Source organism: Streptomyces sp. JNUCC 63, assembly GCF_054366325.1.
Window position 1 is genome coordinate 6,625,326 of the sequence record NZ_CM135963.1, and the last position, 15,258, is coordinate 6,640,583.

The following is a 15,258-nucleotide window of genomic DNA, read 5'->3' on the forward strand; positions in this document are numbered from 1 at the left end:
GATGAGCAACCAGGACGAACAGCCCGAGAACGGGCGGAGTGCGGACATCCGCGACGAACGGCCCGAGCGGCAGCCGCTGCGCAAGGAGTTGCCCGAGGAAGTGCCCCCACCGGCGGCCGCCGAGGCCGATGCCGCCTCCGGGACGGAGGGGACCGCCGCCGACGGCCGGAACGCCGAGGAAGCCTCCGAACCTGCGCTGACGGGCCGCCAACGGCTGGTGAAGAGCCTGTGGCCGCCGCGCTTCACCCGGGCCCAACTCGTCGTCGCCCTGCTGCTGTTCGGCCTCGGCTTCGGGCTTGCCGTGCAGGTCGCCTCCAACAGCGACAGTGACAGCGCGCTGCGCGGCGCCCGGCAGGAAGATCTTGTTCGCATCCTCGATGAACTGGACGACCGTACTCAGCGTCTTGAGGACGAGAAGCAGGGTCTCGAGAAGCAGCGCCAGGAGCTGGAGAACAGCTCGGACCAGGCCGAGGAGGCCCGTAAGCAGACGGCCGAGAAGGAGAAGCAACTCGGCATCCTGGCGGGCACGGTGGGCGCGCAGGGGCCCGGCATCACGATGACGATCGAGGACACGAAGGGGACGGTCCAGGCGGACATGCTGCTCGACGCAATACAGGAGCTGCGCGCGGCCGGTGCGGAGGCGATCCAGATCAACGGGGTACGGGTGGTCGCGGGCACCTATCTGACCGACTCCGGCAAGAGTGTTGACGTCGACGGGAACAAGATCGAAGCTCCCTATCGTTTCCAGGTCATCGGCAAGCCGCAGGACCTCGAGCCGGCGCTCAACATCCCCGGAGGCGTGGTGCAGACCCTTGAGAAGGAGCAGGCCACCGTGATCGTCGAGCGGTCGGACAAGATCGTCGTGGACGCCTTGCGGGCGGCGAAGCGCCCTGACTACGCTCGGTCGTCCTCGCAGTGAACCGGCGGTGCATGGCGGCTGTCCGGCAGGGGCATGAGGTTGCGGGGGGTCGACGCACCGATTGGGTGGTGCGTGGTGGAAACTGTTTGGTGGATACGGACGTTGTGAGGATGTCCGGGTCGACCGGTGTATGCAGTCAGGGTTCGTCCTGCCCCACGGGCGGGTCTGTTTCGGTCAAGGGGAATCGCCCGTGAAGTTGTTTGCGAAGTTGTTCGGCAAGAGCGCGCGAGAGGGCGGCGAGAACGCGACGGCCCGCCATCGCGCACAGCCCGACGCCGAGGGCCAGCGCCCGCTGTTCCGGGACCAGGCCGCCGGTGAGGGCCGTGACATTTCGGGCGGTCAGGGCGCGCCGTCTGTTGACCCTGCCCGGTCGGGCGACATAGGTTTCGGACAACCGTCAACCTCAAGTACGGGTGGAGGGTTTGCCGCCGACCCGTACGCGTCCAATGCCCCGGCGGGGCAGCCGCGGCAGGAGGATCCGTCCATGTCGGCCCTGGTGTGTACGAGGTGCGGTAACCGCAACGCGGAGAACAGCCGCTTCTGTTCCAACTGCGGCGCGCCGCTGCGGGCCGGTGCGACACCGGAGCGTGCCTCGGAGACGACGTCCACGATCTCCATCTCAGGCATCGAGGCCTACGACGCCGAAGCCACCGGCCAGACGCCCATGCTGTCTCCGGAGGCGCAGGCGGCCGTCGACGCGCTGCCGCTCGGCTCCGCCCTGCTGGTGGTCCGCCGCGGGCCGAACTCCGGCAGCCGCTTCCTGCTGGACGGCGAGCTGACCACGGCCGGGCGTCATCCGCAGAGCGACATCTTCCTGGACGACGTGACGGTCTCGCGCCGCCACGTGGAGTTCCGCCGCAGCCCGGACGGCTCGTTCACGGTGGCCGACGTCGGCAGCCTGAACGGCACGTACGTCAACCGGGAGCGGATCGACCAGGTCGCCCTGTCCAACGGTGACGAGGTGCAGATCGGCAAGTACCGGCTGGTGTTCTACTCGAGCCGGCAGGGCATCTGACCCTCCCCGGACTGAAGTCCGGGGGGATCCCAGGGAAGGTCCATGCTTCGAACACCGAGCGGCGGTGCGGGACACGGCACCGCCGCCGCGGACAGTGGGCTGATGAGCATCGGCACGGTGCTGAACGCGCTGCGTGACGAGTTCCCCGAGGTCACCATCTCCAAGATCCGTTTCCTGGAGTCGGAGGGGCTCGTCGAGCCGCAGCGGACCCCCTCGGGGTATCGCAAGTTCAGCGCGGACGACGTCGAGCGGCTCGCCCTGGTCCTGAGGATGCAACGTGACCACTACCTGCCGCTGAAGGTGATCCGCGAGCACCTGGACGCGATGGAGCGCGGCGAGGCGGTCCAGCTGCCGGTGCTCGGCCGGCAGCGCGACGGCGAGGCCGGGCCGCCGGCCGTCGAGGCGCCCACGGCGGCCCGGATCGGGCGGGCCGAGCTGCTCGCCGCCGCCGGGATCGAGGACGCGGAGCTTCAGGAGTGGGAGTCGTACGGGCTCCTCACCCCGTTGGCGGACGGTTCCTACGACGCCGAGGCGGTGACCGTGGCCTCGCTCGTCGGTGAGCTGGGGCGCTTCGGAATCGAGCCCCGTCACCTGCGGGTGATGAAGGCGGCCGCCGACCGGGAGGCCGGGCTGGTCGACCAGGTGGTGGCCCCGCTCAAGCGGCACCGCAATCCGCAGACCAGGGCCCATGCCGAGGCCCGCACGAAGGAGCTGGCGGCGCTCACGGTGCGGTTGCACGGGGCTCTGGTGCAGACGGCGCTCGGGGTGCGGCTGCCCTGACGGGGCCGGTCGCGGCGGCCGGATCGTCCCCCCGTTTCCGGCCCGACTACCCAAACGTCCCGGGCACGGCCTAGGGTTGCTGTGTGAACGAGCTCGATGTCGTAGGTGTCCGGGTCGAAATGCCCTCCAACCAGCCGATCGTGCTCCTGCGTGAAGTGGGAGGCGACCGTTACCTCCCCATCTGGATCGGACCGGGGGAGGCGACGGCGATCGCCTTCGCCCAGCAGGGCATGGCCCCTGCCAGGCCGCTGACCCACGACCTGTTCAAGGACGTGCTGGAGGCCGTCGGCCAGGAGCTCACGGAAGTGCGCATCACAGATCTGCGTGAGGGCGTCTTCTACGCGGAGCTGGTCTTCGCCAGTGGGGTCGAGGTGAGCGCTCGGCCGTCCGACGCCATAGCGCTGGCGCTGCGTACCGGAACGCCGATCTTCGGCAGCGACACGGTGCTCGACGACGCGGGCATCGCGATTCCGGACGAGCAGGAGGACGAGGTGGAGAAGTTCCGCGAGTTCCTCGACCAGATCTCGCCGGAAGACTTCGGCAGCAGCAGCCAGTGAGAACCGGCAGCCGGTGAAACGCCCCTGTCTGCCATCGGCCGCATGGAGCCCTGCAGCCTGCCGCCCGGGCATTCGGCTAGCCTTTCCCCGCATGGGGGTACGCGAAACCACTCTTAGGGTGATTATCACTCGGCGTGCCGAGTGTGGCGATCGTTGACGCGCCCCTGGTGACTGCCTACCGTCGAGGAGGCAGGTCGAGGACGGAGGTCGGCGTGAGAAGCAGCGGCGACGGTACGGCTGGGGGTGTCCCCGGAAGCGGTGTCCGGGGGAGTTACCCCTACCAGGGCAGCGCGGCCGATCCCGCTCCGTTGCGACCGACAGCCGTGCCGAGCAGCGGAGGGGCGACGTCCATGGCGTCCGAGCAGATCGGCTACCGCGGTCCGACGGCCTGCGCCGCCGCAGGCATCACCTACCGGCAACTGGACTACTGGGCGCGTACCGGCCTGGTGGAGCCGAGCGTGAGGCCCGCCTACGGCTCCGGCACGCAGCGCCTGTACAGCTTCCGTGACGTCGTCGTCCTGAAGATCGTCAAGCGCTTCCTCGACACCGGCGTCTCGCTGCAGAACATCCGTACGGCCGTCCAGCACCTGCGGGAGCGCGGCTTTCGCGACCTGGAGCGGATGACGCTGATGAGCGACGGCGCCACGGTGTACGAGTGCACGTCGCCCGACGAGGTGCACGCCCTGCTCCAGGGGGGCCAGGGGATCTTCGGCATCGCGGTCGGCGTGGTGTGGCGCGATGTGGAGAGCGCGCTGTCGCAGCTGCACGGTGAGCGCGTCGACACCGGGGAGACCCTGGTGGGGCACAACCCCGGTGACGAGCTCGCCCGGCGCCGCAACCGGGCGGTCTGACCGGCTCCGCGGACCGGCGCTCACGCCTCGGAACGGCTCCGAGCGGTCCGTTGTCAGTGGTGTGGTGCAGCATCGTGGATGTGAGAACCGCGCCCACGATCCTGCATCTCGACATGGATGCCTTCTTCGCGTCGGCGGAGCAGGCGTCCAAACCGAGCCTGCGCGGGAAGGCCGTCGTCGTGGGCGGGCTCGGACCGCGCGGAGTGGTGGCCACCGCGTCGTACGAGGCGCGGGTCTTCGGCGTCCACTCGGCGATGCCGATGGCCCAGGCGCGGCGGCTGGCGCCGAACGCCGCGTACCTGGTGCCGCGCTTCGCCTTCTACCGGTCCGTCAGCGAGCAGGTGATGGGGCTGCTGCGGGCCCTGTCGCCGCTGGTGGAGCCGCTGAGCCTGGACGAGGCGTTCGTGGACCTCGAGGCCGGGGGAGCGGCCTGGGACGCGGACTCGGCCCGGCTGGCGGGGACCAGGCTGCGCGCCGACATCCGGGCCGTCACGGGGCTGACCGGCTCCGTGGGACTGGCCGCCTCCAAGATGCTCGCCAAGATCGCCTCCGAAAAGGCGAAGCCCGACGGGCTGGTGCTCATCGAGCCCGGCACCGAGCGGGCCCTGCTCGGACCCATGTCCGTGCGGACCCTGCCGGGCGTCGGGCCGGCGACGGGCGACCATCTGCGGCGGGCCGGGATCCACACCGTCGACGAGCTCGCCGAAGCGGGTGAGGACGAGCTCGTACGGCTGCTCGGCAAGGCGCACGGCCACGCGCTGTACGCCATGGCGCTGGCCCACGACGAGCGGCCCGTCGTCGCCGAGCGCGAGGCCAAGTCGGTGTCGGTCGAGGACACCTACGACGTGGACATCCACGACCGGACCCGGGTGGGCATGGAGGTGCGGCGGCTCGCCGACCGGTGCGTACGGCGGCTGCGCGCGGCCGGGCTGTCGGGGCGCACCATCGTGCTGAAGGTGCGCCGCTACGACTTCTCCACCCTGACCCGGTCCGAGACCCTGCGCGGGCCCACGGACGACCCCGCGGTGGTGCGGGAGGCGGCTGCCCGGCTGCTGGACTCCGTGGACACCACGGGCGGCGTACGGCTGCTCGGCGTGGGCGTGTCCGGGCTCGCCGACTACACCCAGGAGGACCTGTTCGCCCAGGCGGCGGGCGCGGAGGCCGAGAGCCCCGTCGAAGAGCCGGGGCAGGAGCCGGTAGCGGACCAGCCGGCCCCCGCCGAGCGGCGCTGGCCCTCCGGCCACGACGTACGGCACGCCGAGTACGGCCACGGCTGGGTCCAGGGCAGCGGCCTCGGCCGCGTCACCGTCCGCTTCGAGACCCCCGGCTCCCCGCCGGGCCGGATACGGACCTTCCCCACCGACGACCCGGACCTGGAACCGGCGGATCCTCTCCCTCTGGTGCACCGCATACCCCCCGGACCCAGGGGCACGGCGCTGTCGGGGCCGGGGGACGGGGCAGGCGGTCACGTGTCCTCGGAGGCTGCCGTCAAAGGGGGCTGACGCGGCTCGGGTGTCAGGTCTCGTCCGGGCCCGAGCCGGAGCCCGCCAGGTTGCCGAAGTCGCGGTCCGGGAAGGAGGGGGGAGGGGCGACGTCCAGGCCGTAGTGGTGGTAGAGCTGCAGTTCCTGCGCGGGGGAGAGATGGCGGCCCACGCCGAAGTCGGGGGCCTCCTTGACCAGGGAGCGGTCGAAGGGGACTCGCAGAGTGCCCTCGACCAGCTCGCTGGGCTCCAGGGGCACGAAGGCGTCCCGGGAGAACAGGCCGGTGCGTATGGCCGCCCACTCCGGGACACCGGTCGCGTCGTCGAGGTAGACCTCGTCCACCGTGCCGATCTTGTGGCCATTGCGATCGAACGCCTTGCGGCCGATCAGGTTGCGCGGATCGATCTCGGTCTGCACGGTCCCTCCACATGGTCGCAGCTCATCCGTAAGCACTACGAAAGAGCACAATCAGCACGACGGCCACTCGAAGGCCCCGGCGCCCGCCCCGCTGGTACGCTGGCAACGGCTGCTGACCCCGTGCGGGAGAGCTCTCCGGCACCACCGGAGGCGCCGAAGGAGCAAATCCTCCCCGGAATCTCTCAGGCCCACGTACCGCACGGACGAGGTCACTCTGGAAAGCAGAGCGGGTGTCGACGGTGTCCGCTCTCACCGACGGTGAAAACCGGGAGCCCGCGGGCGGCCCGGTGAAGCTCTCAGGTTGAGATGACAGAGGGGGAGGCCGTCGGGGCACCCGTGCCGTGGTGTCCCTCGAAGGTCGTGTCAGACCAGGAGGCCTCCGCAATGACCGCCCAGCGCATTCCACTCTCCGCGCTCGAACAGGGCATCCCCTTCGAGCAGCGCCACATCGGGCCCGACCAGGAGGCGCGGGCCAAGATGCTCGCGCAGGTCGGCTACGGCTCGCTCGACGAGCTCACGGCCGCCGCGGTGCCCGATGTCATCAAGAACACCGACGCGCTCGACCTGCCGGGCGCCCGCACCGAGGCCGAGGTGCTGGCCGAGCTGCGCTCGCTGGCCGGCCGCAACCAGGTCCTCGGCTCGATGATCGGACTCGGCTACTACGGCACCTTCACCCCGCCGGTCATCCTGCGCAACGTCATGGAGAACCCGGCCTGGTACACCGCCTACACCCCGTACCAGCCGGAGATCTCCCAGGGCCGCCTCGAGGCGCTGCTGAACTTCCAGACCATGGTCGCCGACCTCACCGGCCTGCCGACCTCCGGCGCCTCCCTGCTGGACGAGGGCACCGCCGCCGCCGAGGCCATGGCGCTGTCCCTGCGCATGGGCAAGAACAAGAAGGGCCTGTTCCTGGTCGACGCGGACGCGCTGCCGCAGACCATCGCCGTCATCCAGACCCGCGCCGAGCCGACCGGCGTCGAGGTCGTCGTCGCCGACCTGACCGAGGGCATCCCGGCGGACATCGCCGAACGCGAGATCAACGGCGTACTCCTGCAGTACCCGGGCGCCTCCGGTGCCGTACGCGACCTGAAGCCCGTCATCGACCAGGCACACGAACTGGGCGCCCTGGTCACCGTCGCCGCCGACCTGCTCGCCCTCACGCTGCTGAAGTCGCCGGGCGAGCTGGGCGCGGACATCGCGGTCGGCACGACCCAGCGCTTCGGCGTGCCGATGGGCTTCGGCGGCCCGCACGCCGGCTACATGGCGGTGCACGAGAAGTTCGCCCGCAGCCTGCCCGGCCGCCTGGTCGGCGTCTCCGTCGACGCCGACGGCGACAAGGCCTACCGCCTCGCCCTGCAGACCCGTGAGCAGCACATCCGCCGGGAGAAGGCCACCAGCAACATCTGCACCGCCCAGGTGCTGCTCGCCGTCATGGCCGGCATGTACGCCGTCCACCACGGCCCCGAGGGCCTGAAGGGCATCGCCCGGCGCACCCACCGCTACGCCACGGTCCTCGCCGAGGGACTCAAGGCCGGCGGTGCCGAACTCGTCCACGGCGCCTACTTCGACACGCTGACCGTCAAGGCCGAGGGGCGGGCCGCCGAGGTCGTCGCCGCCGCGCGCGAGGGCGGCGTCAACCTGCGCCTCGTCGACGCCGACCACGTCTCGATCGCCTGCGACGAGACCACCGTGCGGGAGCAGCTGAGCGCCGTGTGGACCGCCTTCGGCGTCGAGGGCGACATCGAGGCGCTGGACGCCGCGGCCGAGGAGGCGCTGCCCGAGGCGCTGCTGCGCACCGACGACTACCTCACCCATCCCGTCTTCCACCAGCACCGCTCCGAGACCGCGATGCTGCGCTACCTGCGCCGGCTCGCCGACCGCGACTACGCGCTCGACCGCGGCATGATCCCGCTGGGCTCCTGCACCATGAAGCTCAACGCGACCACGGAGATGGAGCCGATCACCTGGCCGGAGTTCGGCGGACTGCACCCCTTCGCGCCCGCCGAGCAGGCGCAGGGCTACCTCACGCTCATCCGGGAGCTGGAGGACCGTCTCGCCGAGGTCACCGGCTACGACAAGGTCTCCCTGCAGCCGAACGCCGGCTCCCAGGGCGAGCTGGCCGGTCTGCTCGCCGTGCGCGGATACCACCGTGCAGGCGGCGACGAGCAGCGCACGGTCTGCCTCATCCCGTCCTCCGCGCACGGCACCAACGCCGCCAGCGCCGTGATGGCCGGCATGAAGGTCGTCGTCGTCAGGACCGCCGAGGACGGTGAGATCGACGTCGAGGACCTGCGGGCGAAGATCGAGCAGTACCGTGACGAGCTCGCGGTGCTGATGATCACCTACCCGTCCACGCACGGCGTGTTCGAGGAGCACGTCGCCGACATCTGCGCGCAGGTCCACGAGGCCGGCGGCCAGGTGTACGTCGACGGCGCCAACCTCAACGCGCTGGTCGGCCTCGCCAAGCCGGGCCACTTCGGCGGCGACGTCTCCCACCTGAACCTGCACAAGACGTTCTGCATCCCGCACGGCGGCGGCGGTCCGGGCGTCGGCCCGGTGGCCGTACGCTCCCACCTGGCGCCGTACCTGCCCAACCACCCGCTGCAGCCCGAGGCCGGTCCCGAGACCGGGGTCGGCCCGGTCTCGGCCGCCCCGTGGGGCTCGGCGGGCATCCTGCCCATCTCCTGGGCGTACGTCCGTCTGATGGGCGGCGAGGGCCTCAAGCGGGCCACGCAGGTGGCCGTCCTGTCCGCCAACTACGTCGCCAAGCGCCTCGAGCCGCACTACCCGGTGCTCTACACCGGCCCCGGCGGCCTGGTCGCGCACGAGTGCATCATCGACCTGCGGCCGCTGACCAAGGCGACCGGCGTGACCGTGGACGACATCGCCAAGCGGCTGATCGACTACGGTTTCCACGCGCCGACGATGTCCTTCCCGGTGGCCGGCACGCTCATGATCGAGCCCACCGAGTCCGAGGACCTGGCCGAGCTGGACCGGTTCTGCGAGGCGATGATCGCGATCCGCGTCGAGATCGAGAAGGTCGCCTCCGGCGAGTGGCCCGCGGACGACAACCCGCTGCGGAACGCCCCGCACACCGCCTCCGCACTGGGCGGCCGGTGGGAGCACGCCTACAGCCGTGAGGAGGCCGTCTTCCCGGCCGGTGTCTCGGCCGCCGACAAGTACTGGCCGCCGGTGCGCCGTATCGACCAGGCCTTCGGCGACCGGAACCTGGTCTGCTCCTGCCCGCCGCTGGACGCGTACGAGGACTGAGCGCCGTAGCACGCGTGAGGGGCCCCGCCCCGGCCGTTTCTTCGAGGCCGGGCGGGGTCCCTTTCCTGTGCGGGCGGATCAGGCCGGGTAGGCGTGCGTCTGCGCCGCCTTGACGGCCGCCCAGACCACCGCACCCGGGTGCAGGTCGAGTTCGGCGGCGGCCGCCGTGGTCAGGTCGGCGGCGAGGGGGAGTGCGCCGGTGAGGTCCGCGCGGATCTGGTCGCCGTGGGTCTCCAGGCCGGCGACCTCGCAGCGCCACAGGTTGCGCGCGCTGGAGCCGGTGGGGCGGTCCCGGTGGAGGGTGACCGCGCCCGGCGGGAAGGCCACGAACACCGGTCCGGACAGGTCCTCGGTGGTGGTGAGGGCGGGTCCGGCCTCCAGCCGGACGGTGTGCCCGTCGGCCTGCCCGCGGTAGAGGTTCAGGCCGACCAGCCGCGCGATGTAGTCCGTGCGCGGACGGCGGGCGATGTCGGACGGGGTGCCCTCCTGGACGGCCCGGCCGTGCTCGACGACGACCAGCCGGTCGGCCAGCACCATCGCGTCCAGCGGGTCGTGGGTGACCAGAACGGCCACGGCCTCGAACTCGGCGAGGTGCCGCCGGAGCTGAGCGCGGATCTCCAGGCGGGTACGGGCGTCGAGCGCGGCGAGCGGCTCGTCGAGGAGCAGCAGCCGGGGCCGGGTGGCCAGGGCGCGGGCGAGGGCCACGCGCTGGGCCTGGCCGCCGGACAGACGGCGGGGCTTGGCACCGGCGTGGCCGGCCAGGCCCATGCGGGCCAGCCACTCGGCGGCCTGCGCGCGGGCCTCGGCCTTGGTCGCGCCCTGGCAGCGCGGTCCGAACGCCACGTTGTCCAGGGCGGACAGGTGCGGGAAGAGCAGGTAGTCCTGGAAGACGACCCCGACGGGCCGCGCCTCGGGCGGCGTACGGTCCAGGGCGGCGCCGTCCAGGCGCAGGTGCCCGGCGGTGAGCGGGACCAGACCGGCGAGAGCGCGCAGGGCCGTGGTCTTGCCGGCGCCGTTCGGGCCGAGCAGCGCGAGGACGTCCCCGGGGGCGGCGGTCAGGGCCACGTCGAGGCGGAAGGTGCCGCGGTCGACGACGAGGCGGGCGTCCAGGCCCTGGCCGGGCAGGCCCTGGGCACGGATGCCGGCCGGGGTCTCGTCGATGTCGGTCATGGGGCGTTCGTCCTGGATGCGGGGCGGATCATGATCGGGAGCAGAGTCGTGGTCATGTGGAGGCCGTCATCCAACGGTCCCGCAGACCCGCCAGTACCGCGATCGACACCGCCAGCAGCACCAGGCTCAGGGCGATCGCGGCGGCCGGGTCGTTCTGCAGGGCCAGGTAGACCGCCAGCGGCATGGTCTGCGTACGGCCGGGGAAGTTGCCCGCGAACGTGATCGTCGCGCCGAACTCGCCGAGCGCCCGCGCCCAGGCGAGCACGGCGCCCGCGGCGATGCCGGGCGCGATCAGCGGCAGGGTGACCCGGCGGAACGCGGTGAAGCGGGAGGCGCCCAGCGTGGTGGCCGCCTCCTCGTAGCGCGGGTCGGCGGCCCGCAGCGTGCCCTCGACGCTGATGACGAGGAACGGCATGGCCACGAACGCCTCCGCGACCACCACCCCGGCGGTGGTGAACGGCAGCGTGATCCCGAACCAGGCGTCCAGCCACTGCCCGACGACGCCGCCCCGGCCCAGTGCCAGCAGCAGGGCCACACCGCCCACCACCGGGGGCAGCACGAGCGGCAGTGTCACCAGGGCCCGTACCAGCCCGCGCCCGGGGAACTCCGTACGGGCCAGCAGCCAGGCCAGCGGGACTCCGAGGACGAGGCTCACGGCGGTGGCGGCGGTGGCGCTGACCAGGGACAGCTGGAGGGCCTGCCACACCTCGGCGCTGGTCAGCTGCTCCGGCAGGCTGCGCCAGGGAGCCCGGACCAGCAGGGCGAGCAGCGGCAGCAGCAGGAAGGCCAGGCCCGCCAGGGCCGGGAGCATCAGGGGCAGTGGCACGCCTCGGCGGGTGCGGCCGCGCCGTGATCCGTTCTCCGGGGTCACGGTGCGGGACCGGTCCAACTCCGTCATGGCTCGAGGAATCCTGCCCGGCTCAGCACCTTCTGGCCCTCGGCGGACGTCACCAGCCGGATGAACGCCTCGGCCGCCGTGGCGTTGGGCGCGTTCTCGAGCAGGGTGATCGGGTAGTCGTTGACGGCCTCGGCCGACTCGGGGAACTCCACACCCCGCACCCTGTCACCGGCCGCCTTCACGTCGGTCTTGTAGACGACTGCCGCGTCGGCCTCCTTCAGCTCCACCTTGGTCAGGGCACTCTTGACGTCCTGCTCGTAGGAGACGGGCGTGAGGTGGAGGCCGCTCGAGGCGAGCGCCTTCTGCGCGGCGGCGCCGCAGGGCGCCGTCCTGTCGCACAGGACGACCTTCAGGCCGGACCGGGTGAGGTCCTTCAGGGAGGAGATCCTGTGCGGGTTGCCCGGCAGGGTCGCGATCTCCAGCCGGTTGCGGGCGAAGGTGACCGGCGTGCCGGCCGCGTCCTGCTTGTCGGTCACGATCGCCATGGTCCTGGCGCTGGCGGCGGCGAACACGTCGGCGGGGGCGCCGCCGGTGATGCTCGCGGCGAGGGTGTCGCTGCCACCGAAGCTGAAGGTGACCTCGGTGCCAGGATGCTGCTGCTCGAACTCCTTGCCGAGCGTGGTGAAGCTCTCCTTCAGCGAGGCGGCGGCGAAGACGGTCACCGTGCCGGACAGCTTCGGTGTGCCGTTCGCCGAGGAGTCGGAGTCCCCCGGCGACGAGCCATTGGAGGAGGAGCACGCGCTCAGCGCCAGCAGCGCCGCGACGCCCGTACTGGCCACCTGCAGCGTCCTGGTCCGGTGTACGGAACGGGTCAACATGCCGTGATGATACTGCCGCAACTGCCAGGTGTGACCCCCTTGTTGCATCGCATGAGCCGGGCAGAACGCTTCTCAGGCTGGCATGTGCGTTTCTGTGCCCTGGTCGGTCAGGTTCGGTCGATATGGACGTTTGTCGACTTCACGCGGGCGGTGGCCTCCATGCCGACCTCCAGGCCCAGTTCCTCGACGGCCTCCCGGGTCAGCAGCGAGACCAGGCGGTGCGGGCCGGCCTGGATCTCGACCTGGGCCGCGACGTCGCCGAGCTTGATGGCGGTCACGATCCCGGGGAAGGCGTTGCGGACCGAGGTGTACGAGGGGGCCTCCTCGCCGCCCCCGGTCCTGGCGAGCTCGACGGAGAAGGCGGCGAGGTCCCGCCCGTCGATGAGCCGACGCCCGCTGTCGTCGCGGTGGGTGGCCACCCGGCCGGCGTCCGCCCAGCGGCGCGCGGTGTCCGGGCTGACGCCGAGCAGTCGGGCCGCCTGCCCGATCGTGTAGGACTGCATGCCGGTCACGATAGGGCCGAGGGCAGCGCACGGTGACCCGGGGCCGGCCACCGGTGGGCATGGCTCAGCCGGTGTGCACCCGCGGTCGCCTGGCGCGGTCCGGCTCCGCCTCGCGCAGCACCTCGCGGGTGACCGGAGCGACCTCGCCCTGGCCGAAGAGGAAGAAGCGCAGGAAGTTGGCGAGGGGGTTGCCCTCCGTCCACTGGAAGTAGATGTGCGGGATGCGGCCCGTCTTCTCCCGGACGTGGAGGAGGAGGGCGGCCAGGGCGTTGGGGACGGAGGCGGATTCCAGGGCCAGCACCCGGTAGCGGTCGTGCACGACCTCGCCGCGCACCGTCAGGCCGGCCTCGAACTCCGAGGGGTCGGTGACCGTCACCTCGACGAAGACGAAGTCCTCCGTGGCCGGGATGTCGTTCTCGCTGTGGATCTGTTCGAGCTTGTCGCGGTACTCGGCCTTGTCCCGCCGGTGGGGCTCGTGGGCGATGAACCGGATCTTGCGGCTGGCGATGTCCCTGACGAACCGTTCGGCCATGTCGTCCAGCGTCACGCTGGTCACCCGCAGCTCGAAGGAGCGGGCCAGCCGCGACAGCAGCGAGACCAGGATGATGCCGGCGATGAAGCAGGCGCCGATCTTCACGCCGTCGGGACGCTCGATGACGTTGACGACGGTCGTGTAGAGGAAGACGGCCGAGATCACGCCGAACGCGATGGTCCAGTTGTGCTGGCCGGCCTTGCGGGCGGCGATGGTCACCGCGATCGCCGCGGAGCTGATCAGTACGAGCACGCCGGTGGCGTACGCGCCGCCCTGCTTGTCGACGTTGGCGTCGAAGATCCAGGTGACCAGGAAGCCGATCAGGGTGAAGACGATGACCATCGGACGGACCGCCCTGGCCCAGTGCGGGGCCATGCCGTAGCGGGGCAGGTACCGCGGCATCAGGTTGAGCAGCCCGGCCATCGCTGAGGCGCCCGCGAACCACAGGATCAGGATGGTCGAGATGTCGTAGACCGTGCCGAAGCCGTTGCCGAGGTACGCGTGCGCCAGGTAGGCCAGCGCACGTCCGTTGGCCTGGCCGCCGGGCTTGAACTCCTGCGCCGGGATCAGCAGCGTGGTGATGAAGCTGGTGGTGATCAGGAAGACGCTCATGATCAGCGCGGCCGTGGTGAGCAGCTTCCTGGTGTCCCGGATCCGGCCGGTCGGCCGCTCCTCGGTGTCGTCCGGGTCGCCCCTGACGTGCGGCATGACGGCGACGCCGGTCTCGAAGCCGGACAGGCCGAGCGCGAGCTTGGGGAAGACCAGCAGGGCGACGCCGACCATGAGGAAGACATTGCCGTGCTGGGCGGTCAGCGCGCCGGTCCAGTCGGAGACCACGTGACCGGCGGTGAGGACGTGCGCCAGACCGACGACCACCACGACGGAGTTCAGCGCGAGGTACACGCCGACCAGCACGAACGCCACGCCGATCGCCTCTACGAAACCCTTGAGGAACACCGCGCCGAGCAGGGCCACCAGCAGGAGCGTGATCAGCATCTGATGGCCGTGCAGCGCGCCCGTCAGGTGCGGGTTCTGCACCAGGTGGGTGGAGGCGTCGGCGGCCGACAGGGTCATGGTGATCAGGAAGTCGGTGGCGGCGAAGCCGAGCAGGGTGAGCACGAACAGCTTGCCCTGCCAGAACGACAGCAGCCGCTCCAGCATCGCGATCGACCCCGCACCGTGGGGGCTCTCCACAGCCACCCTGCGGTACACCGGCAGGGCGCCCACGAGGGTGACGAGGACCAGGACGAGGGTCGCGACCGGAGACAGCAGACCGGCCGCGAGGGCCGCGATGCCGGGCTGGTAGCCGAGGGTCGAGAAGTAGTCCACGCCGGTCAGGCACATCACCCTGTACCACCGCTGTCCCTTGTGCGGGTGCTCCGGCACGGCGTGCGGGGCCTGCTGAATCCCCTTGCCCATGTCGGACAGACCCTCCAGCATCCAGGCGCGCAGACGACTGGGAGGGCGTTCGGTGGTGGTCATGGCCCTGCTCCTGAGGGGCGGCTCGGCGTGTGGATCGGGCCATCACGCGGACAGGTCACCAGCGTATGCGGAGAGTGACACAGGGGCCCACGGGTACCGGGGCGGGCGGGCGTCAATCTTCTGTTAAGAATGGCTGCCACCGGCCCTGAACTCACTGCGGGATCAGGCAGCCCGCGGGTTTCGGCCCGGCTTGGGCCGTACGGGGGACGGGCGGCCGCGCGGACCGGGACGGACACTCAGCGTCATGATTCCGGGCGGGAGATCCGCGTAAGGGGGACGTCAAGGGTGGGGCGAGGGCCGTATGGGAGGTGTCAACGGGGGCGGACCCGGGGGCCGGGAGGCCGTTTCCTGTAAACGTCAGCGTCCGCTTCCCGCCTCATCACAGGAGCTCGCGATGGCCGATGTGGCCTTCGTCGTCGTCACGCTCGCGGTGTTCGCGCTCATGGCCCTCGCCGTCAAGGGAGTGACGAGGCTGTGACCGCCGAGAACGTCGTCGGCCTGGTCGTGTCCGTCGCCCTGCTGGGTTACCTGGTCCTCGCCCTGATCTTCCCGGAGAGGTTCTGA

At 71.2% G+C, this 15,258-nt stretch carries 14 protein-coding genes and 1 riboswitch; of the genes, 8 read left to right on the top strand and 6 right to left on the bottom strand.

Translation table 11 applies throughout. The features are described 5' to 3' along the window. The first annotated feature begins 1 nt into the window (after position 1). From ACX25U_RS30500 to ACX25U_RS30525, 6 genes are all read left to right on the top strand, one after another. Complete coding sequence (locus ACX25U_RS30500) at positions 2–919, top strand: DUF881 domain-containing protein (RefSeq protein ID WP_454384763.1); 918 nt, start codon at positions 2–4, stop codon at positions 917–919. Positions 920–1,049: 130 nt separating this feature from the next. Beyond that, positions 1,050–1,934 (top strand): FHA domain-containing protein, encoded by an 885-nt coding sequence (locus ACX25U_RS30505; RefSeq protein ID WP_454394586.1) that lies wholly within the window; start codon positions 1,050–1,052, stop codon positions 1,932–1,934. 42 nt (positions 1,935–1,976) lie between these two features. Further along, positions 1,977–2,714: a transcriptional regulator FtsR gene (gene ftsR, locus ACX25U_RS30510; protein ID WP_454384765.1), complete on the top strand. Its 738-nt coding sequence runs from the start codon at positions 1,977–1,979 to the stop codon at positions 2,712–2,714. A gap of 83 nt (positions 2,715–2,797) precedes the next feature. Then, a complete protein-coding gene (locus ACX25U_RS30515; RefSeq protein ID WP_111002881.1) occupies positions 2,798–3,271 on the top strand; it encodes a bifunctional nuclease family protein in 474 nt (157 codons plus the stop codon). Between the two features lie 212 nt (positions 3,272–3,483). Continuing rightward, positions 3,484–4,122, top strand: coding sequence for a MerR family transcriptional regulator (locus ACX25U_RS30520; protein WP_454384767.1), 639 nt, complete (start codon positions 3,484–3,486; stop codon positions 4,120–4,122). Between the two features lie 80 nt (positions 4,123–4,202). After that, positions 4,203–5,624, top strand: a complete 1,422-nt coding sequence (locus ACX25U_RS30525; protein ID WP_454384768.1) for a DNA polymerase IV — start codon at positions 4,203–4,205, stop codon at positions 5,622–5,624. Positions 5,625–5,637: 13 nt separating this feature from the next. Here ACX25U_RS30525 and ACX25U_RS30530 read toward each other — a convergent pair whose 3' ends face one another. Further along, positions 5,638–6,021, bottom strand: coding sequence for a PRC-barrel domain-containing protein (locus tag ACX25U_RS30530; protein ID WP_454384769.1), 384 nt, complete (start codon positions 6,019–6,021; stop codon positions 5,638–5,640). Positions 6,022–6,134: 113 nt separating this feature from the next. Next, positions 6,135–6,229: riboswitch (glycine riboswitch) on the top strand. A 176-nt stretch (positions 6,230–6,405) separates the two neighbouring features. Here ACX25U_RS30530 and gcvP point away from each other — a divergent pair. Then, a complete protein-coding gene (gcvP, locus tag ACX25U_RS30535; RefSeq protein WP_454384771.1) occupies positions 6,406–9,291 on the top strand; it encodes an aminomethyl-transferring glycine dehydrogenase in 2,886 nt (961 codons plus the stop codon). Positions 9,292–9,369: 78 nt separating this feature from the next. Here gcvP and ACX25U_RS30540 read toward each other — a convergent pair whose 3' ends face one another. From ACX25U_RS30540 to ACX25U_RS30560, 5 genes are all read right to left on the bottom strand, one after another. Continuing rightward, entirely contained in the window at positions 9,370–10,461 is a 1,092-nt protein-coding gene (locus ACX25U_RS30540; RefSeq protein WP_454384773.1) for an ABC transporter ATP-binding protein, read from the bottom strand. 52 nt (positions 10,462–10,513) lie between these two features. Then, entirely contained in the window at positions 10,514–11,359 is an 846-nt protein-coding gene (gene modB, locus ACX25U_RS30545) for a molybdate ABC transporter permease subunit (RefSeq protein WP_454384775.1), read from the bottom strand. Further along, the gene (gene modA, locus ACX25U_RS30550) at positions 11,356–12,177 is read right to left on the bottom strand and encodes a molybdate ABC transporter substrate-binding protein (protein WP_454384777.1); all 822 of its coding nucleotides are present in this window, start codon (positions 12,175–12,177) and stop codon (positions 11,356–11,358) included. The genes modB and modA overlap by 4 nt, the downstream gene beginning before the upstream one ends. A gap of 107 nt (positions 12,178–12,284) precedes the next feature. Further along, positions 12,285–12,680: a TOBE domain-containing protein gene (locus tag ACX25U_RS30555; protein ID WP_454384779.1), complete on the bottom strand. Its 396-nt coding sequence runs from the start codon at positions 12,678–12,680 to the stop codon at positions 12,285–12,287. Between the two features lie 64 nt (positions 12,681–12,744). Further along, complete coding sequence (locus ACX25U_RS30560) at positions 12,745–14,694, bottom strand: amino acid transporter (RefSeq protein ID WP_454384781.1); 1,950 nt, start codon at positions 14,692–14,694, stop codon at positions 12,745–12,747. Positions 14,695–15,168: 474 nt separating this feature from the next. Between ACX25U_RS30560 and kdpF the strand changes: the two genes are divergently transcribed. Then, the gene (gene kdpF / locus ACX25U_RS30565; RefSeq protein WP_454384783.1) at positions 15,169–15,258 is read left to right on the top strand and encodes a K(+)-transporting ATPase subunit F; all 90 of its coding nucleotides are present in this window, start codon (positions 15,169–15,171) and stop codon (positions 15,256–15,258) included.

Coding starts and splice junctions, on each gene's coding strand:
- ACX25U_RS30500 (WP_454384763.1), top strand. CDS start 2: ATGAGCAACCAGGACGAACAGCCCGAGAACGGGCGGAGTGCGGACATC.
- ACX25U_RS30505 (WP_454394586.1), top strand. CDS start 1,050: ATGCAGTCAGGGTTCGTCCTGCCCCACGGGCGGGTCTGTTTCGGTCAA.
- ftsR (WP_454384765.1), top strand. CDS start 1,977: ATGCTTCGAACACCGAGCGGCGGTGCGGGACACGGCACCGCCGCCGCG.
- gcvP (WP_454384771.1), top strand. CDS start 6,406: ATGACCGCCCAGCGCATTCCACTCTCCGCGCTCGAACAGGGCATCCCC.
- ACX25U_RS30540 (WP_454384773.1), bottom strand. CDS start 10,461: ATGACCGACATCGACGAGACCCCGGCCGGCATCCGTGCCCAGGGCCTG.
- modB (WP_454384775.1), bottom strand. CDS start 11,359: ATGACGGAGTTGGACCGGTCCCGCACCGTGACCCCGGAGAACGGATCA.
- modA (WP_454384777.1), bottom strand. CDS start 12,177: ATGTTGACCCGTTCCGTACACCGGACCAGGACGCTGCAGGTGGCCAGT.
- ACX25U_RS30555 (WP_454384779.1), bottom strand. CDS start 12,680: ATGCAGTCCTACACGATCGGGCAGGCGGCCCGACTGCTCGGCGTCAGC.
- ACX25U_RS30560 (WP_454384781.1), bottom strand. CDS start 14,694: ATGACCACCACCGAACGCCCTCCCAGTCGTCTGCGCGCCTGGATGCTG.